We start from the raw sequence: 17,802 nt of genomic DNA, 5'->3' as shown, positions 1-17,802 counted from the left end.
GCGAGGTTCAGAGCAGACCGGCTTCCGTCATCAGTTCGGTGACCTGCGGGCTGTTGAGCTTCGCGGGGTCGACCGGCGGGGCCTGCAGGTCTGCCAGGGGCACCAGCTCGGGGTTGGCGGGCACGTCACTGGCCACCGTGTATTCGAACGATGTCCCGGTCTGTAGGACTTCCTGACCCGACTTGCCAGTGACGAATTTCAGGAACTGCTGCGCTGCATCCTGGTTGTCGCTCGACTTCAGGACACCACCACCCGAGACGCTGACGAACGCCCCCGGATCCTGGTTCTCGAAGTAGTGCAAGGCAACATTGTTGCTGTTCTCCCCGGTCTTGGCCTGGTCTCCGAACCAGTAGTAGTGGTAGATCACCCCGCCCGGGATCTCACCGGCATTGACGGCCTTCATCACCGTGTTGTTGCCCTTGTAGGTGCGGACGTTATCTTTCATTGCGGCGAGCCACTGACGAGTGGCATCCTCGCCTTTCAGTTCGAGCAGCGCACTGACGATGGCCTGGAAGTCGGCGCCCGACGGCGAGGCGGCCCAGCGGTCCTTCCAGGCGGGGTCCTGGAGGTCGAGCAGCGACTTCGGGAGCTGGTCCTGGGGCAGCAAGTCCTTGTTGTACGCGAAGACCGTGGACCGCGCCGCGATACCGGTCCAGGCACCGCTCGACGGGCGGTACTGGCTCGGCACCTGATCGAGGACATCCTGGTTCACGTCGGCGAACAACCCGGCGTTTTCCACGAGGGTCATTGCCGGTGAGTTCTCGGTGAGGAACACGTCGGCCGGCGATTGATCCCCCTCCGCGACGAGCTGGTTGCCGAGTTCGGTGTCACTCCCGTTGCGTAGTTCCACCTCGATGCCGGTCTCGGCTGTGAAAGCATCGGCCCATTCCTGAGTCAGCGACTCGTGCTGCGCGTTGTACACCGTGAGCGTGTTGGTGTCGGTCGAGGAATCCGAGCCGGAATCCGAGCACCCTGACACTGTCATCACTGCGGCGGTGGCGAATGCGATCCCCGCCATCAGTCGGATCTGCTTTCTCATGACATCCATCCGTCCTGTGTGTACACCGGACCGCGCCTGGCCCTCGCGATGATCGTACTGACAGGCTTGGCAAACCTAAGGGGAATGAGGTCCGAGCCTGGTGGCCGTCGGGTGACTTTCGGCAGTGGGAGGCGCGCATGGGTGTTAGACCGGCAGAACCTTCGGATTCTCGATCCGATGCGGGAGCAACAAGTGGTGCTGGCCGGAACCGGCTGTCTCCCCGCGCTCTCGACGCCCCTGGTGCGGTCGGGCAGGATCTCGACCCGCTGCATCAAGCGACGTTGGCGCGTGCACTCGTTTCCCTGTGAGGTCCGGTGGCACGGTGATTGGCTGGCTGTTTCGGCCCGGGACGTCCACATAGCGCTAACTAGACTGGCGAAATGATCTCGAAGGTCGCGACCCTCCTGCTCGACGACGTGTCGATGTTCGAGTTCGGTGTGGTCTGCGAAGTGTTCGGGATCGATCGGACCGTGCACGGTGTGCCCGCTTTCGATTTCCGCATCTGCGGGGTGCAGCCAGGGGAGCCGGTCGCATCGATCACTCCGGGTATCCGGCTGGCCGCGGGATACGGTCTCGACTCCGTCCGCGGCGCCGATCTCGTGGTGGCCCCGCCGCCCGGGGCGCACTCGGAGTTTCCGAACGAGGTGCTGGCCGCCGTGCGTGATGCAGCGGACGCCGGCGCCACGGTGCTGAGCCTGTGCTCCGGCGTGTTCCTTCTCGGGGAGGCCGGACTGCTGGACGGGCGCCGGTGTACCACGCACTGGGAGTACGTCGGAGAATTGGCCGCGCGTTTCCCGGAAGCGACGGTGGACCCCGATGTGCTGTTCGTCGACGAGGGCCCACTCGTGACCAGCGCCGGTACCGCGGCCGGAATCGACGCCTGCCTCCACGTCGTGCGCCGCGAACTCGGATCCGCGGTGGCGAACACGATCGCCCGGCGAATGGTCGTCCCACCCCAACGTGACGGGGGACAGCGACAGTTCATCGAGCAACCGGTGGTCGCCTGCACGTCGGACAACCTCAGCGAGACGATGACCTGGATGAGCGAAAATCTCGCGCTGCCGCATACCGTCGACGAACTGGCGGCGCGGTCGTCCATGTCGACGCGTACCTTCGCCCGCAAGTTCGCGGCCGAGACGGGAACCACCCCGGTGAAATGGCTGACGACGCAACGGGTGTTGTACGCACGACAACTCCTCGAGGGAACAAACCTGGGACTCGAAGCGATCTCTCGGCGCTGCGGCTTCGGGTCGGGTGCGCTCCTGCGCCACCACTTCAACCGGGTCGTCGGGGTCGCTCCCGCCGACTACCGCAGACGATTCGGTAATTCGGCGGCCGAGCGTGACGCGGCCCGTCGGGTCGTCACGCGATGAAGGTGCCGATCGCCGGATTCGCCTGACAGATCGGGCTGCTCCCGAAGTTGATCGAGCCGAATGCCGTCGCGATCACGTTACCCACGCCGGTGTTCACAGTGGCCGACAGGAACGGGTATACGCCACCGAGATTGACGATCCCTGACCGCCCGTTGTCGGTGTTCACCCAGGCGACCGTGATCTGCGCGGCGGCGGGAATCGGAGGGGCGGCCGGGCGCGACTCGAAACGGATGTCGCCGTCGGCGATAGGTGGTGACGCCTCCGGTCCGGACTGCCCCGTGAGCGCCGTCAACGACATCAAGCTGCCCTGATTCGGACACCCGATGGTGAGGGCGGAACCACCGAACGGATGAGGTGGGTCGGCCGCAGCGCTACCGGTGGACAGTAAGGCGGCGCAGGCGGCGACCGGGAAGGTGAGGGCGGCGATGCGGTGGACGAAACGTAGAGCGGTCATGACGACTCCTCGGAACGGGTCCTCGCGGATGGACATTCGCTTGGGGATACCCCTGGTACAACGCGTAAAACACATTCGCCGAAGTCAGCGGACTCTGGACGGGCGTCCGACTAGGCTGCGCAGATGCTGGACTCGCCGACATCCGTCCTCCCCCGCACCCGGGAGCGGGCAGCCGACTACGGCAGGTCGCTGCATCCAGTGGGGCTGACTTTCGCCTTGCTGTTCTTCGTGTGGTCGATGACGCCGTCCCTGCTTCCCCGGCCGTGGTACTTGCAGGCGGTGGCGACCGGAATCAGCCTGGCCACGGGTTACGGCATCGGATGTCTGGCCGCATGGGTGGTGCGCAGATGCGGCGTGCGACCCGGCTTCTCGCCGAAAGCCCGCCGTATCGGTTGGTGGATTCTGCTGGCCGCCGCCGTCGTCATCGTGCCGACGTTTCTCGTCCTGGGTTCCTGGTGGCAGCAGATCGTGCGTGATCTGGTCGGGGCCGAACGGGCGAACCGCTCGTACTACCTGTTGATCCTGCTGATCTCCCTCACGCTCGCCGCTGTCCTGCTTGCCATGGGGCGTGTGACCCGCAGCGGGACAAAAAGATTGGCCGTCATCGGCCGGACATATGTGCCTGCACCCGTCGCGAACCTGGCGAGTGTGGTGGTTCTGGTGGCCCTCACCGTGGTCGTCCTCAACGGTGCGCTCCACACCGGCCTTCTCGCCCTCGCCAGGACGCGGTCGACATGTGGGCCGCGATCCTGCAGCCGCCCGACTGGAGCCGCGCCGACCTCGACCGGATGCGCGCGGTGTTGGCCGACGAGTGACGCGTCAGTTCGCAGTGGGTGCCGACGTGATGTCGGGCGAGGCGAGCTTGGCCGGGTTCTGCTCTTCGAGGTCCTCGAGGCGCGGCGGAGCGGAGGCGATCGGGGGGTGTTCACGGCGGCTGATCTTGAACAGCACTGCGCCGCCTGCGATGACGGAACCGATGAGGACGCCGATCGCGAGGCGACGTCCCCGTCGCGACTTCGTCCCCGTCGCAGTCGCGTCTCCGGGGGTCAGCGATCCCACGACACCCTGGGCCGCCTTCTTCACCGGCGTGGTGCGTGCGCGGGCGTAACCCTTCTTCGCCAACGACGCGCCCTGACGGCCGAGGAACAGGCCGGCCGTCCCGGTTCCGGTGACCGCGTTGAGTGCGGCCGAACGTGCCACACGCAGGGCCTGATCGACAGCCTCTGATTTCGTCGAGTACTCCGTCGCTCGTGTCATGCCCCCACTTTGTCACAAGAACCGGGCCCGCGAACGGATCGGAAGGCGCCGGATCCCACCGCGGACGAACCGGCGGCAACCGCACAATGGCACGATGGTGGTGTGACTTCACCACATCAGACCGCAACCGCAACGCTGCACACCAACCGCGGCGACATCAAGATCGCGCTCTTCGGGAACCACGCTCCGAAGACCGTCGAGAACTTCGTCGGCCTCGCCCAGGGGTCCAAGGAGTACAGCACCGCTAACGCCGGCGGCACCGACTCCGGCCCGTTCTACGATGGCGCCGTCTTCCACCGCGTCATCGACGGCTTCATGATCCAGGGTGGCGACCCCACGGGCACCGGCGCCGGTGGCCCAGGTTACAAGTTCGGTGACGAGTTCCACCCGGAACTGCAGTTCGACCGCGCATACATCCTGGCCATGGCGAACGCAGGCCCGGGCACCAACGGTTCGCAGTTCTTCATCACCACCGGCCCGACGCCGCACCTCAACCGTCGCCACACCATCTTCGGTGAGGTCGTCGACGAGGAGTCGAAGAAGGTCGTCGACGCGATCTCGTCCACCGCCACCGACCGGTCCGACCGCCCGCTCGAGCCGGTCGTGATCAACAGCGTTTCCATCGCGTAAGGAACAGCAGACATGACCAACCCCGGCTGGGGCGGTGCTGCGAACGAGGGCACCCCGCCCCAGCCGCGGTGCGTCCGACATCCCGACCGTCCCACCGCGCTGTCCTGTAACCGGTGTAGCCGCCCGTCGTGCCCCGACTGTCTGCGTGAGGCGGCGGTCGGTTACCAGTGCGTCGACTGTGTCGCAGCCGGTCGGCGCGACATCCGGCCGGTGCGGGGAGTCGCCGGTAACGCGGTGGTGCCCGGTCGTGCGACACCGATAGTCACGTACTCGCTGATCGGCCTCAACGTTCTCGCGTTCCTCGGGACTGCGGTGCAGTCGCGCAGCATCCTGCGCAACGAGAGTCCGTCGCCCCTGTTCGCCGACTGGGCGCTCAATCCCGGGTTGGTGGCCGACGGCCAGTGGATTCGCCTTGTCGGCAGCGGATTCCTCCATTTCGGGCTGATCCACCTGGCCGTCAACATGTTCGTCCTCTACGTCCTGGGCCGCGATACCGAACTGATCCTGGGACGGGCCCGCTATACGGCGGTGTACCTCACGTCGTTGCTGGGCGGATCGGCGTCCGTGATGGCGTTTCAATCCATCATTTCTTCCGGCGGCGGATTGAGTTGGACCGCCGGTGCATCGGGCGCAATCTTCGGCCTGTTGGGCGCCCAGGCCATAATCCTGCTCCGCCTGCGCCGTAGCCCCGCCCCCATTTTGTCGGTGATCGCCATCAACGTGATCATCAGCCTGTCGATTCCTGGGATCTCGTTCTGGGGGCACCTCGGCGGCCTGGTTGCCGGCGCTCTCGCCACCGCGGGAATTCTGTACGGTCCTCAGATGCTCGGTGTCGGCAACAATCGCGAGCGCGCAGTCACCGTCGGCTGGATCTGCCTCGGCGCGGTACTGATCGCGACTCTCGGTGTGATCGCCGTGCGCATCGTGCAGCTGCGCACCGAACTCGGCTACTGACGGGGCTGCGGGCCCACCAGGCGGTGGACGGACAGCGCGTCGAACACATCTTCCGGATTGGTGCCCAGATCCCACCGCCCGAAGATCAGGAGGCGTTCGGTGCCGTCGGGTGTCCGGACATCGATCTCGAGCATCGGCACCCGGCGTCCCAGCCGCGGGTAACGCACGATTCGTGCGCGCTCGATGTCCGACCGCGCGTACGTGCGGCGACCGCTCAGGCGACTCACCACGATGCGGCCCGCTTCCCGATCCACCGCGAGCCGGGGCCGCTGGCGTCCCGCAGATGCCGCTGTCAGCAGGAGTCCGAGGGCGGCCAGCGACACCAGGAGTCGCCCCGCAGGCTCCGTCGACACCACGAGACCCGCGGCGCCCAGCGCCACGCCGCCGACCGCGAGGGCCACAACGGCGGTGAGGGGAGTCGACCACTGCAACGGCGCGTCTTCAGTCATGGCTACCCGACCTGCGGTTATCCACAGGGGTTGTCCACATTGGGGATGAATGACATCGGTGTAATTGGATGTCTCAACGCCAGCGCATCGTCATGATCAGACCGACCACCATGAAGCCGAACCCGATGAGGAAGTTGTAGGCCCCGAGATCATTCATCCAGGTGAGCTGATCGGCAGCAAGGTAGTAGACGAGCAGCCAGACCAGCCCGACGAGCATGAATCCGAGCATCACCGAGACGTACAGGGTGCTCGACGGCCCGGCCTTCACCTTCACGGGTGTGCGGCTCGCAGGGTTGATCGTGTAATCGGTCTTCTTTCGGACCTTCGACTTCGGCATGACGTCCTCGTTCGTGCGGTTCTACAGGAATGTGTGCAGGTAGATTCGAACTACCTGCGTAGCTGTACACGCTAACGTAGCCGCAATTCGCACGGCGAGGACGAGGGGACGGAAACACCGGTGACCAGGTCCAACTTGTGGCGGATCGCCGTGCTGGTGGTATGCCTGGTGGCCGGTGTGCTGGTCGCCACCACCAGGGAGGTGTCGCACGGCAACGAAATTCGCGCCGGTGACTCCACCCGACTGTCCGACCTCGTCCGCAACGCCCAGGCCGAGACGGAAGACGTGGCGCAGACCCGCGACCGGCTGGCGGCCCAGGTGGAGTCGCTGCAGCAGGAAGCCGCAGCCTCCGATACCGGAGTCGCGCAGGTGCTCGCCGACACCAAAGCGCTCGCCACGGACGCCGGGCTCACCCCGATGACCGGGCCCGGAGTCACCGTCACCCTCACCGACGCCCCCCGCGATGCGGACGGAAAATACCCGGTGGACGCAGCACCGGACGACCTCGTGGTGCACCAGCAGGACGTCCAGAGTGTGCTGAACGCCCTGTGGGTGGGAGGCGCCGAGGCCGTCGGGATGCAGGACCAGCGGATCGTCAACACCTCGGCACCACGATGCATCGGCAACACACTGTTGCTGCACGGACGCACCTACAGCCCGCCCTACGTGATGTCGGCGATCGGCGACCCGGCGCGGCTCGAGGCGGCCCTGGCCAACGAGCCGGGCATCCGGGTGTTCAAGCAGTACGCCGCGCGTTTCGGTCTCGGCTATTCGCAGACAACGTCCAGCCAGTTGACCGTGCCCGGATACGCGGGCCACTGAGGCTCACCGGTCCCCGGGTGCCGGCCGAACGGGGGTCGCAGAATACCCTGGTCCCATGAGGATTCTCGTCGTCGACAACTACGACAGCTTCGTGTTCAACCTGGTCCAGTACCTCGGGCAGCTGGGAACACGGGCCGTGGTCTGGCGCAACGACGAAACGCACCTCACCGGGCCGGGTGCGATAGCGGCCGCAGCAGCCGACTTCGACGGCATCCTGCTCAGCCCCGGGCCCGGCACACCGCAGCGGGCGGGCGCCACGATGGACCTCGTCCAGGCCTGCGCCGACGCCCGCACCCCGTTGCTCGGGGTGTGCCTCGGCCATCAGGCGATCGGGGCCGCGTTCGGTGCCACCGTGGACCGGGCACCGGAACTGTTACACGGCAAGACCAGCGTCGTTCACCACAACGGTGAAGGTGTCCTGGCCGGCCTGCCCGACCCGTTCACCGCCACGCGCTATCACTCACTCACCGTTCTCGAGGACACCATTCCGGATGAACTCGAGGTGACGGCGCACACCGACAGTGGCATCGTCATGGCCATGCGGCACCGGGAACTTCCCATCCACGGTGTGCAGTTCCACCCGGAGTCTGTGCTGACACAGGGCGGGCACCGGATGCTGGCCAACTGGCTCACCGTGTGCGGCGATGCCCCGCAGGAGTCGCTGGTCGGCACCCTCGAGGCCGAGGTCGCGGAGGCACTGGGCGCGTAGCGCCTGTGCGCCTTTTCGGTAGCTACAGCAACCAAAAAGGCGCACAGGCGGCGGAGCCGCCTATCGCGGGATACCGAGCGTGCCCACACCCACGGACACGACGGCGTCCTTCGTGATTTCCGATCCCGGCGGCTGCTGCTGGGTGAGAACCTTCCCGACCATTTCGGGGTCGAGCGTCGACGTCTGGGTCTGGGACAGCGAACTCGACGACCCGCTCCAGCCCGCGCTGCGCAGCGCCGCGAGTGCCTGCGACACCGTCTTGCCCGTGAGGTCCGGCATCTCGACGTTGTTGCCGTTGGACACCCGCATCGTGATGGTGTCGCCCTTGGCCGCAGTGGAGCCGCCGACGGGGTCCGTGGACACCACTTCGCCCTTGGGCTGACCGGAGTCGATCTGCTGGATGACGGCGGTGAATCCGGCGCCCTCGATGTTGGCCTGCGCTACTTCCACCTTCTGTCCGGTCACGTCGGGGATCCGAATCTGCTCCGGACCGGTGCCGAGGGTGATGGCCACGATGGAGTCGAGTGCGATACTCGCCCCCGAAGACGGGTTCTGATCGATCACCGTGTCGATATCTGACGGTGACGACGGTGCGCGGGCCACCGCGGTATCGAGGCGGAGCCCGACCGCGTTGAGTTCCTGCTGCGCCTCCTGCTGGCTCAGGCCGGCGAGCCGTGGCACCTTCACCTGTTCGGGACCGCTCGATACCTCGAGTGTGATGGTGCTGCCCTCGTCTACCTGGACGCCGCCGACGGGACGGGTGGTGATGACGTTGCCGGTCGCCACGACAGCGTCCGGCTTCTGCTGCCGGGCTACCCGGAAGCCGAGGTTCTGCAGGGTGGTCTCCGCCTCGTCCGCGTTCTGATTGGTCACATCCGGCATGGTTACCTGATCGGCCTCCGAACCGGGTCCGACGGACCACAGGAAGGCGCCGACGATGCCGACGACGATCAGACCGGCCAGCGCGAGTAGTGCCATCCGCAGCGCGTTGCTCTTCTTCTCCGGTTCGGCAGGCTCACTCCTGGTGGCGGGGCCCGGTACCGGTGCGGGCGGGCGGCGGTAGTTTCCGGCACCGGTGTCGACGGCACCGAGGATCGTGGTGCGATCCTCATTGCTCATGACCATCGGCGCGCTGGGACGCTGCCCGCCGAGGACCCGCACCAGGTCGCTGCGCATGTCGGCAGCCGTCTGGTAACGGTTTGCCGGATTCTTGCTCATCGCCTTGAGGATCACCGAGTCGAGCTCGCGCGGAATGTCCGGGTTGATCTCGGACGGTGTCTGCGGATCCTCCCGCACATGCTGGTACGCCACTGCGACCGGCGAATCACCCTTGAACGGCGGCTGCCCGGTCAGAATCTCGAACAGCACGCAGCCGAGCGAGTACACGTCGGAACGGGCGTCGACCTGCTCACCGCGGGCCTGCTCCGGCGACAGGTACTGGGCGGTGCCGATCACCGCGGCGGTCTGCGTCATGGGGCTCGACGCGTCGGAAATCGCCCGGGCGATACCGAAGTCCATCACCTTCACCGCGCCCGCGCGGTTGATCATCACATTGGCGGGCTTCACATCGCGGTGCACGATGCCGTTGCGATGACTGAAGTCGAGAGCGGCGCATACGTCGGAAATGATCTCCATGGCGCGCCGCGGGGCCATCGGGCCCTCGCTGCGAACGATGTCGCGCAACGTGTCGCCGTCCACGTACTCCATCACGATGTACGGCAGCGGTCCCGCTTCGGTTTCGGCCTCACCGGTGTCGTAGACGGCCACGATCGCCGGATGATTGAGCGCGGCCGCGTTCTGCGCCTCACGGCGGAACCGGAGGTAGAACGTGGGGTCGCGGGCAAGGTCGGCGCGCAGCACCTTGATCGCCACGTCACGGCTGAGTCGGACGTCGCGGGCGAGATGGACCTCGGACATGCCACCGAAGCCGAGAATCTCACCCAGCTCGTAGCGTGAGGAGAGGTTACGCGGTGTCGTCATGGCAATCCTTGTGAAGTCGAAGTAGCTGACTCCTCCGACGTGGTCGTCGTGGTCGTCGTCGGTTCGGTGGTGGTCGTGGTCGTCGTGGTGGTCGTCGGTTCGGTGGTGGTCGTGGTCGTCGTGGTGGGCGGTTCCGTCGTGGTGGTCGTCGTCTGCGGTTCCGTGGTGGTCGTGGTGGGTGGTTCGGTGGTCGTGGTTGTCGTGAAACGGGGCGTCGTCGTGATCGTGCGCAGCGAAGAGGTGGCCGCCGGAACGGTCGGATCCTTGGTGTCACCGCCGTCGAACAGAATCATTGCGAGGGCGATGATCGCTGCCAGCAGCAGGATGCCACCGGCGCCCCAGGCCACCCCCTTCTGACCATTGGTCAGGCCGCCGCGTTTCTCGTCGTCCTCGTTCGGGTCAGGAACTTGCCCGGTGACCGGGCCCATGTATGCCGCCTGCGAAGGGGGCATCATCTGCGTCGCCCCGGTCAGAGGGGGAGGCGGTAGCACGCGCGCCGTTCCACCAGCCACGGTGCCGGGCGGCGGCGGACGCCGGCCTGACCGCACAGCAGCGACCGCGTCCGCGAACTCACCGCCACTGGAATAACGGACCGTCGGGTCCTTCGCGATGGTGATCTCGATCAGCTCACGGATGTTCGGCGGCAGGTCGGCAGGGAGCGGGGCCGGCGCCTCCTGCACATGCTTCATCGCCACCGTGATGGCGCCGTCACCGACGAACGGACGCCGCCCCGAGAGGGCCTCGTAGCCGACGATGCCGAGCGAGTACACGTCACTCGCCGCAGTCGCGTCCTGTCCGAGCGCCTGCTCCGGGGCGATGTACTGGGCGGTGCCCATCACCATGCCGGTACGGGTGACCGGCGAGTTCTCGACGGCCTTGGCGATGCCGAAGTCGGTGATCTTCACCTGACCGGTGGGGGTGATCAGAATGTTGCCCGGCTTCACGTCGCGGTGCACGACTCCGGCGTCGTGCGCTACCTGGAGGGACCGCCCGGTCTGCTCGAGCATGTCCAGCGCATGCGGCACCGCGAGCCGACCCACGCGCGCCAGGACGGCATTGAGCGGTTCGCCGTTGACAAGTTCCATCACCAGGTAAGCGGTCGAGTCACCAGTGCTGTCCCGCACCTCGCCGTAGTCGTAGATGCCGGCGATACCGGAATGATTCAGCTGCGCTGTGGTCCGCGCCTCGAAGCGGAAACGCTCGAGGAACTCGGGGTCCGACGAGAACTCGGACTTGAGCACCTTCACGGCCACACGCCGGTTCAGCCGGTTGTCCGTCGCCTCCCAGACCTGTCCCATTCCGCCGGTGGCGATGAGGCGGATCAGGCGATATCGATTGGCGATCAGCGCGCCGTTGTTCAGTGCCACAATCAGCCCCCTTGTAGTCCGGCTGCGATGACGGCACGCCCGATTGGTGCAGCCACCGAGCCGCCGGTTGCGGCCAGTGCTCGATCTCCGCCGTCCTCGACGATCACCGCGATCGCCACCGTCGGGTTCTGTGCGGGCGCAAAAGCGATGTACCAGGCATGGGGCGGTGTGTTCCGCGGGTCGGTTCCGTGCTCCGCAGTTCCCGTCTTCGACGCGATCTGAACGCCGGGGATCTTGCCCGCCCCGCTGGTGTTGTTCTCGGAACCGATCATCAGATCTGTTAGAGTCGCGGCCACCTGTGGTGACATCGCCTGACCCTCGGACACCGGGTCGGTGGTTGCGAGTTCGGACAGGTCGGGTCCCTGCAGGTCCGATACCAGCTGGGGCTGCATGCGCACGCCGCCGTTGGCGACGGTAGCGGCAATCATCGCGTTCTGTAGGGGTGTCAGTGCCACGTCTCGCTGGCCGATACTGCTCTGACCGAGTGCGGCGTCGTCGGGAATCGACCCCACCGTGCTGTCCGCGACCGGGAACGGGACACCCGCCATCTGACCGCCGACACCTAGAGCCGCGGCCTGATCGGTGAGGGCGTCGGCCCCTGTCTTGATGCCGAGTTCGACGAACGCCGTGTTGCACGACCTGGCGAGTGCCTCGCGCAGCGACGCCGTCGGTGCACCACCGCAGGTGGAACCGTTGTAGTTCTCGAGCGTCGTCGCAGTGTCGGGAAGGGTGATCTGCGGAGCCGCCGTCAACTGGTCGTCCGGGGTGGCCCCGGCGCCGAGTGCAGCCGCGGTGACGACGACCTTGAATGTGGAGCCCGGTGGATAGGTCTGTGAGACAGCCCGATTGAGCAGGGGCTTGTCGGGGTCGGCGTTGAGTGCCTCCCACGCCTGAGTGGTCTCGGTGCCGTCGTGGCTCGCGAGGAGGTTCGGGTCGTAGCTCGGGGTGCTCACCATCGTCAGGATCCGGCCGGTGCTCGGCTCGATCGCGACGACGGATCCCGTATAGCCCTTCGACGTCAACTGGTCGTACGCGACTTGCTGCATCACCGGGTTGATCGTGGTGACGACGTTGCCGCCGCGCGGATCACGACCCGACACCAAATCGAAGAACCGGCGGCCGAACAAGCGGTTGTCGGAGCCGTTGAGCACCGGATCCTCGGCCCGCTCGAGTCCTGTGCTGCCGTACTGCATGGAGTAGAAGCCCGTGACGGGTGCGTTGGCCAGTGGGCTCGACGGCGCGGCCGGGTTCGGCGGGTACGTCCGCAGGTACTTGTAGCGGTCTTCGGTGGGCACGGACGCCGCGAGCACCTGTCCCGCGGCGGAAATCTGACCGCGCTGGCGGGAGTACTCGTCGAGGAGGACGCGCGAGTTCCGGGGGTCGGCCCGGAGGTCGTCCGCCTTGATGACTTGCACATAGGTGGCGTTGGCGAGGAGGGCGACCACCATTACCATCACAGCGATCGCGACGCGGCGCAAAGGTGTGTTCATGGGCGCGGCACCATCTCGGTCGGAGCGTCGGCGATAGGGGCGGGACCCTTCTTCTTCGGGACGGCCGGCTCACGGGCGGCGTCCGAGATCTTGATCAGAATGGCCAGCAAAAGGTAGTTGGCCAGCAACGACGACCCACCGTACGACATGAACGGAGTGGTCAGTCCGGTGAGGGGAATCAGCTTGGTGACGCCACCGACGACCACGAACACCTGCACCGCGATGGTGAACGACAGTCCGGCGGCGAGGAGCTTGCCGAAGCTGTCCCGAACCGCGAGCGCGGTGCGTAGGCCGCGGATGACGAGAATCAGGAACAGCATCAACACGGCGGCGAGGCCGATGAGACCCAGTTCCTCCCCGATCGTGGCCACGATGAAGTCGGTCTTCGCGAACGGCACCTGCGCGGGCCGGCCGCTGCCGAGTCCGGTTCCGGCGACGCCACCGGTCGCGAGCCCGAACAGCGACTGCGAGATCTGGTATCCGGTGTTGTTGTAGTCGGCCAGCGGGTCGAGCCACGTGCTGACCCGCACCCGGACGTGACCGAAGAGGTGGTACGCAAAGAAGAAGCCGATCGCGAGGAGCCCGCCGCCGATGAGTAGCCAGCCGACGCGTTCGGTGGCGATGTAGAGCATCACCAAAATGGTGCTGAACAGCAACAGCGACGTCCCGAGGTCTTTCTCGAACACCAGCACACCCACCGACACCATCCAGGCGAGGAGGATCGGGCCGAGGTCTCGGGCGCGGGGCAGGTCCATACCGAAGATGTGCTTGCCGGCAGTGGTGAACAGGTCACGCTTCGCGACCAGGACGGACGCGAAGAAGATGATGAGCAGGATCTTGGCGAACTCACCGGGCTGAATGCTGAAGCCGGGAAGCCGGATCCAAATTTTCGCGCCGTTCACCTCGGAGAAGCTCGACGGCAGGACGGCGGGAATCGCGAGGAAGACCAGTCCGGCCAGACCCAGCGTGTAGCTGTAGCGGGCCAGGAGTCGATAGTCCTTGAGTAACACCAGAACCGCCACGAATCCCGCGATGGCCAGGGTCGTCCACAGCACCTGCTGGTTGGCGTCGGGCGACGGGACGGGCAGCCCGAAGTACTGGGCCGACTGGGCGTCGGCCAGATCGAGACGGTGAATCAACACCAGCCCGAGGCCGTTGAGCAACGCGACGATCGGAAGAATCAGCGGGTCCGCATACGGCGCGAACCGCCGGACCGCGAGGTGCGCGATGAGAAACAGTGCTGCGTACGCGGCGGCGTACTTGCCGAGATCCCAGGTGATGCTCTGCTCCTGGCTGGCCTCGACCAACACCAGCGACAGCGTCGTGATCAGAATCGCGAGACCGATGAGGATCAACTCGGTGTTTCGACGCGTCGATTGAACGGGGGCTGGTGCGAACCCGCCCGGTGGACTGGGAAACTGCGCCCCCGGTGATGCACTTGCGACGGACATCAGCTAGCCGTCCTGCAGTTCTGACCGGGGACCTGGGTCGCGGTCGGCGTCGGTGTGGCGGTGGGAGTCGGCGTGACAGCCGTCTCTGGAGTGGGCGCCGGCGGAGCAGGCGTCGCAGGCGAAGGCTCCGGAGTAGGTGACGGAACGGGCGCAGGGGTTGTGGTGGTCGTCGTGGCCGGCTGCGACTCGCAGACGGGCAGCAGATCGTTGTCGGCCAGCCGTGTCATCTGGTCCCGGACGTCGTCGAGTTTGCCCGAGGGCAATCCGGCGCGAACCTGTTCACGGGCGGACGGCTGAAGGTCGTCCACCTGGAGAATGGTGCAACCGTTCGGGGAGTCGGTGGGCGACATCAGCGTCAGGGAACCGGTGTCGGTGACACAACCGACGAGGTTGGCCTCTTGCAGCGAGTAGCCCAGCACCGAACCCGGAACACCACGGAGCACGGTCACACGTTCGCCGTCGGCGCCGACGTAGTAGTTGTTGCGGACCAATGCCCGCCCTACGAAGGCAGCGACGGCGACCACGACGATCAGACCGAGCGCCAGTGCCGCCCACCACATGCGGTGGCGCTTCTTCTTCGTCGGTGCTTCCTCGGCCTGGGGGACGACGCGTTTGGGCGTCGCGCGGGGCGGCCTCATCGCTGCGGCACGGCCTGCGGCAGTGTTGGGCGGTGGGGCGTCCTCGTCGTCGTCGGCGGATGCGGCCCCGGCCACGATCGGGTGGCTCTGCCCGTAGTCGAGGTCGATGACGTCGGCGACCACGACCGTCACGTTGTCGGGACCACCGCTGCGCAACGCGAGTTCGATGAGCCGGTCGGCGCACTCGTCCTGACTGCCCTCACGCATCGTGTTCTCGATGGTCTCGTCACTCACCACATCCGAGAGACCGTCGGAGCACAGCAGATAACGGTCACCGGCGCGGGCCTCGCGGACGGTGAGTGTCGGCTCGATCTCGTTGCCCGTGAGCGCCCGCATGATGAGCGAACGCTGCGGGTGGGTGTGTGCCTGTTCCGCCGTGATCCGTCCCTCGTCGACGAGGGACTGCACGAACGTGTCATCGCGCGTGATCTGGGTCAGGGTGTTGTCGCGCAGGAGGTACGCGCGCGAGTCGCCGATGTGAACCAGTCCGAGTTTGCTCCCGGAGAAGAGGATTGCGGTGAGCGTCGTGCCCATGCCGTCGAGTTCCGGATCTTCCTCGACGTGGTCGGCGATGGAGTCGTTGCCCTCACGCGTGGCGGCCTCCAACTTGCCCAGGAGGTCTTCACCGGGCTCGTCGTCATCGAGATGTGCAAGCGCCGCAATCATCAACTGCGAGGCGACCTCACCTGCCGCATGACCACCCATACCGTCCGCCAGCGCCAGCAGCCGAGCACCGGCGTACACCGAGTCTTCGTTGTTGGATCGGACGAGGCCACGGTCGCTGCGGGCGGCATAACGGAGTACGAGGGTCACGGGCGCAACTCGATTACCGTCTTGCCGACGCGTACGGGAGTACCGAGCGGCACGCGGACAGATGTGGTGACCTTGGCACGGTCGAGGTAGGTGCCGTTGGTGGAGCCGAGGTCTTCGACATACCAGTCGGCACCCCGCGGAGAGAGCCGGGCGTGCCGGGTGGAGGCGTAGTCGTCGGTGAGTACGAGAGTGGAGTCGTCGGCCCGGCCGATCAGAACCGGCTGGGTACCCAGGGTGATGCGAGTGCCCGCCAAGCCACCCTGCGTGACCACCAGATACTTTGCCGTCTTCGTCTTACCCAGGGAAGGGAGGACGTTGCCGGTGCGGGAGTATCGGGGCGGAACCCGAACGCCGGAACCTGCATAGATATCGCCTCGGAGTGCTCTCAGCACGGACCACACGAAGAGCCACAGCAGAAGCAGAAAGCCTGCTCGCGTGAGTTGCAGAATCAAACCTTGCACGGCAGTCCACCTCCTTCTGTTACCGGAACGGTCGAGTCTCCGGCGTCTTTTTCTCGCAGCATCATAGGGGCAATCCGCACCCTGCGATCAGGATACGGACAGCCCCCAACGATACGGAGTCGCCACCGTGTTACCTCCGACACGGCCTCCGACGCGGTGTCGGTCGAGTATCGAACCCGTCTCGGAAGGGTATCGGCAAGCGGTCCGGATAAGTTGTGTCGGCTTCGTCTCAGGGCAGTCGGTCGACTTCGCCTCGGGAAGTCCGGTCGGCTTCGCCTCAGAGGATTCGAACCAGGATCTCCGAGTGCCCCGCCCGGATGATGTCGCCGTCGGCGAGCTGCCAATCCTGGACAGGAGCACCGTTGACTGTGGTCCCGTTGGTGGACCCCAGGTCGGACAGCATTGCGACCTGGCCGTCCCAGCGGATGTCGATGTGGCGACGGGACACTCCGGTGTCGGGCAGGCGGAACTGCGCCTCCTGGCCGCGACCGATGATGTTGTTGCCTTCGCGCAGCTGGAAGTGGCGTCCACTACCGTCTTCGAGCTGCAGCGTCGCGGTGTACGTGTGCCCCTCGGGTGGGTAGGCCTGCTGGTTGTAGCCGCCCTGGTCGTAGTCCGAGTAGCCCTGGTCGTAGGCCTGCTGGTCGTACCCGCCCTGCTGGTACCCGCCGCGGTCGTAACCCTGCGGTTGCTGGTAGCCGGCTTCGGCGTAGGTGCCGTCCGGGTAGCGCGCGGGAGCGGCCTGGTCGTAGCCACCCTGGTAGTCCTGGGCGTAACCGGCCTCGCGGTAGTCGTAGCCCTCGTCGGCGGGCTGCTCGTACCCGGGCGCCTGCGGTGCCTGCTCGTAAGCCTGACCGTAGGCCTGCTCCTGCGGGTAGCCGCCACGCGGCGCCTCGGGGTAAGGCTGCTGCTGGTCGTATCCGCCCTGCGGGTAGCCGCCCCGGTCGTAACCGTTCTGGTAGCCAGGCGGATATCCCTGATCCTGGCCCGCATGGGCGTGACCGTTGCGCGCGTACTGCGGGTCGGGCTTACGGTTGCCCGCTGGTTCGCGGCTGGGGTCGTAGCCTGAGTTCTGCGTCATGGGGCCAGCTCCTGGGTTCGACGTGACGGGTACAAACGGTGCCTGTGGTCGCGGTGCGGGACCGCGCGGCGGTTCGGGTCGCCCCGGTGGGGTCGCTCCTGGGCGACCTGCATCCGGATCCACCGAACCCCGGGTGCGGAACTGCCCGGTGTGCAGTGAAGGCGATGGTTCGAACGCGACATGAATGGGACCATACGTCTGCCAGCCCTGGTCGCGAATGAAGTCTTCGAGGTGACGGGAGAAGGCTTTGACCGTCAGGTCTCTGTCGGCGGCAAGCTCTTCGTGGTCCGAGTTGTTGATGGCAATGACGTAGCTGTTGGGAGCGAGCAGATGGCCACCCTCCAACTCCTGGATGCGATCGGCGGCCTCCTGCTGGAGTGCCGCTTCCACTTCCTGCGGCACCACGCCACCGCCGAAGACCCGAGCGAACGCGTCACCCACTGCGCCCTGGAGCTTCCGCTCGAAGCGTTGCACTATCCCCATCGGAACCTCCCTAC

17 protein-coding genes and 1 pseudogene are annotated in these 17,802 nt (G+C 66.3%); 6 read left to right on the top strand and 12 right to left on the bottom strand.

What is annotated here, in order from left to right:
- Positions 1–7: 7 nt before the first annotated feature.
- Positions 8–1,039 carry an iron ABC transporter substrate-binding protein gene (locus tag NOF53_RS10055; protein ID WP_255967836.1) on the bottom strand — a complete coding sequence of 344 codons (1,032 nt, stop codon included), beginning with the start codon at positions 1,037–1,039 and terminating at the stop codon, positions 8–10.
- Between the two features lie 380 nt (positions 1,040–1,419).
- Here NOF53_RS10055 and NOF53_RS10050 point away from each other — a divergent pair, with 380 nt between their 5' ends.
- Positions 1,420–2,412 carry a helix-turn-helix domain-containing protein gene (locus NOF53_RS10050; protein ID WP_255967834.1) on the top strand — a complete coding sequence of 331 codons (993 nt, stop codon included), beginning with the start codon at positions 1,420–1,422 and terminating at the stop codon, positions 2,410–2,412.
- Here NOF53_RS10050 and NOF53_RS10045 read toward each other — a convergent pair.
- Entirely contained in the window at positions 2,402–2,866 is a 465-nt protein-coding gene (locus NOF53_RS10045; protein WP_255967832.1) for a hypothetical protein, read from the bottom strand. The two genes, NOF53_RS10050 and NOF53_RS10045, sit on opposite strands and share 11 nt — an antisense overlap.
- A gap of 123 nt (positions 2,867–2,989) precedes the next feature.
- Here NOF53_RS10045 and NOF53_RS10040 point away from each other — a divergent pair.
- Positions 2,990–3,580, top strand: a pseudogene (locus NOF53_RS10040) (alpha/beta-hydrolase N-terminal domain-containing protein); the annotation flags it as partial.
- A 105-nt stretch (positions 3,581–3,685) separates the two neighbouring features.
- Here the strand turns inward: NOF53_RS10040 and NOF53_RS10035 are convergent.
- Positions 3,686–4,123, bottom strand: coding sequence for a hypothetical protein (locus tag NOF53_RS10035; protein ID WP_255967830.1), 438 nt, complete (start codon positions 4,121–4,123; stop codon positions 3,686–3,688).
- A gap of 102 nt (positions 4,124–4,225) precedes the next feature.
- Here NOF53_RS10035 and NOF53_RS10030 point away from each other — a divergent pair, with 102 nt between their 5' ends.
- Both NOF53_RS10030 and NOF53_RS10025 read left to right on the top strand, forming a co-directional pair.
- Positions 4,226–4,753, top strand: a complete 528-nt coding sequence (locus tag NOF53_RS10030) for a peptidylprolyl isomerase (protein WP_255967828.1) — start codon at positions 4,226–4,228, stop codon at positions 4,751–4,753.
- Positions 4,754–4,765: 12 nt separating this feature from the next.
- Positions 4,766–5,707: a rhomboid family intramembrane serine protease gene (locus NOF53_RS10025; RefSeq protein ID WP_255967826.1), complete on the top strand. Its 942-nt coding sequence runs from the start codon at positions 4,766–4,768 to the stop codon at positions 5,705–5,707.
- Here NOF53_RS10025 and NOF53_RS10020 read toward each other — a convergent pair.
- Both NOF53_RS10020 and crgA read right to left on the bottom strand, forming a co-directional pair.
- Entirely contained in the window at positions 5,701–6,156 is a 456-nt protein-coding gene (locus NOF53_RS10020) for a PH domain-containing protein (RefSeq protein ID WP_255967824.1), read from the bottom strand. The two genes, NOF53_RS10025 and NOF53_RS10020, sit on opposite strands and share 7 nt — an antisense overlap.
- A 73-nt stretch (positions 6,157–6,229) precedes the next feature.
- Positions 6,230–6,493, bottom strand: a complete 264-nt coding sequence (crgA, locus tag NOF53_RS10015; protein ID WP_109325346.1) for a cell division protein CrgA — start codon at positions 6,491–6,493, stop codon at positions 6,230–6,232.
- A 120-nt stretch (positions 6,494–6,613) separates the two neighbouring features.
- Here crgA and NOF53_RS10010 point away from each other — a divergent pair, with 120 nt between their 5' ends.
- Complete coding sequence (locus tag NOF53_RS10010) at positions 6,614–7,315, top strand: DUF881 domain-containing protein (RefSeq protein ID WP_255967822.1); 702 nt, start codon at positions 6,614–6,616, stop codon at positions 7,313–7,315.
- Positions 7,316–7,370: 55 nt separating this feature from the next.
- Positions 7,371–8,024, top strand: a complete 654-nt coding sequence (locus tag NOF53_RS10005) for an aminodeoxychorismate/anthranilate synthase component II (protein ID WP_255967820.1) — start codon at positions 7,371–7,373, stop codon at positions 8,022–8,024.
- A 60-nt stretch (positions 8,025–8,084) separates the two neighbouring features.
- On the opposite strand, the gene pknB is transcribed toward NOF53_RS10005, so the two are convergent.
- The 7 genes from pknB to NOF53_RS09970 all read right to left on the bottom strand — a co-directional run bounded on the left by pknB (position 8,085) and on the right by NOF53_RS09970 (position 17,788).
- Positions 8,085–10,004, bottom strand: coding sequence for a Stk1 family PASTA domain-containing Ser/Thr kinase (gene pknB, locus NOF53_RS10000; RefSeq protein WP_255967818.1), 1,920 nt, complete (start codon positions 10,002–10,004; stop codon positions 8,085–8,087).
- Positions 10,001–11,371: a protein kinase domain-containing protein gene (locus tag NOF53_RS09995; RefSeq protein WP_255967816.1), complete on the bottom strand. Its 1,371-nt coding sequence runs from the start codon at positions 11,369–11,371 to the stop codon at positions 10,001–10,003. The genes pknB and NOF53_RS09995 overlap by 4 nt, the downstream gene beginning before the upstream one ends.
- Before the next feature lie 2 nt (positions 11,372–11,373).
- Positions 11,374–12,861 (bottom strand): penicillin-binding transpeptidase domain-containing protein, encoded by a 1,488-nt coding sequence (locus NOF53_RS09990; protein WP_255967814.1) that lies wholly within the window; start codon positions 12,859–12,861, stop codon positions 11,374–11,376.
- On the bottom strand, positions 12,858–14,312 hold the full coding sequence (locus tag NOF53_RS09985; RefSeq protein WP_255967812.1) for an FtsW/RodA/SpoVE family cell cycle protein: 1,455 nt from the start codon (positions 14,310–14,312) through the stop codon (positions 12,858–12,860). Before NOF53_RS09985 ends, NOF53_RS09990 begins: the two co-directional genes overlap by 4 nt.
- Complete coding sequence (locus NOF53_RS09980; RefSeq protein WP_255967810.1) at positions 14,312–15,763, bottom strand: PP2C family protein-serine/threonine phosphatase; 1,452 nt, start codon at positions 15,761–15,763, stop codon at positions 14,312–14,314. Before NOF53_RS09980 ends, NOF53_RS09985 begins: the two co-directional genes overlap by 1 nt.
- Positions 15,760–16,224 (bottom strand): FHA domain-containing protein FhaB/FipA, encoded by a 465-nt coding sequence (locus NOF53_RS09975; RefSeq protein WP_109325356.1) that lies wholly within the window; start codon positions 16,222–16,224, stop codon positions 15,760–15,762. Before NOF53_RS09975 ends, NOF53_RS09980 begins: the two co-directional genes overlap by 4 nt.
- A 277-nt stretch (positions 16,225–16,501) precedes the next feature.
- Entirely contained in the window at positions 16,502–17,788 is a 1,287-nt protein-coding gene (locus NOF53_RS09970) for an FhaA domain-containing protein (protein ID WP_255967807.1), read from the bottom strand.
- Positions 17,789–17,802: the final 14 nt, after the last annotated feature.

Origin of the sequence: Rhodococcus tibetensis (assembly GCF_024438035.1) — a bacterium.
GTDB lineage: Bacteria > Actinomycetota > Actinomycetes > Mycobacteriales > Mycobacteriaceae > Rhodococcus_F > Rhodococcus_F tibetensis.
The sequence above is the reverse complement of the archived record's forward strand: the minus strand, read 5'-3'. Positions and strand labels throughout refer to the sequence as shown.

Bases quoted from the DNA above. Each gene is read 5' to 3' on its own strand.
- NOF53_RS10055 (WP_255967836.1), bottom strand. From the start codon at position 1,039: ATGAGAAAGCAGATCCGACTGATGGCGGGGATCGCATTCGCCACCGCC.
- NOF53_RS10050 (WP_255967834.1), top strand. From the start codon at position 1,420: ATGATCTCGAAGGTCGCGACCCTCCTGCTCGACGACGTGTCGATGTTC.
- NOF53_RS10045 (WP_255967832.1), bottom strand. From the start codon at position 2,866: ATGACCGCTCTACGTTTCGTCCACCGCATCGCCGCCCTCACCTTCCCG.
- NOF53_RS10035 (WP_255967830.1), bottom strand. From the start codon at position 4,123: ATGACACGAGCGACGGAGTACTCGACGAAATCAGAGGCTGTCGATCAG.
- NOF53_RS10025 (WP_255967826.1), top strand. From the start codon at position 4,766: ATGACCAACCCCGGCTGGGGCGGTGCTGCGAACGAGGGCACCCCGCCC.
- NOF53_RS10020 (WP_255967824.1), bottom strand. From the start codon at position 6,156: ATGACTGAAGACGCGCCGTTGCAGTGGTCGACTCCCCTCACCGCCGTT.
- crgA (WP_109325346.1), bottom strand. From the start codon at position 6,493: ATGCCGAAGTCGAAGGTCCGAAAGAAGACCGATTACACGATCAACCCT.
- NOF53_RS10005 (WP_255967820.1), top strand. From the start codon at position 7,371: ATGAGGATTCTCGTCGTCGACAACTACGACAGCTTCGTGTTCAACCTG.
- pknB (WP_255967818.1), bottom strand. From the start codon at position 10,004: ATGACGACACCGCGTAACCTCTCCTCACGCTACGAGCTGGGTGAGATT.
- NOF53_RS09990 (WP_255967814.1), bottom strand. From the start codon at position 12,861: ATGAACACACCTTTGCGCCGCGTCGCGATCGCTGTGATGGTAATGGTG.
- NOF53_RS09985 (WP_255967812.1), bottom strand. From the start codon at position 14,312: ATGTCCGTCGCAAGTGCATCACCGGGGGCGCAGTTTCCCAGTCCACCG.
- NOF53_RS09970 (WP_255967807.1), bottom strand. From the start codon at position 17,788: ATGGGGATAGTGCAACGCTTCGAGCGGAAGCTCCAGGGCGCAGTGGGT.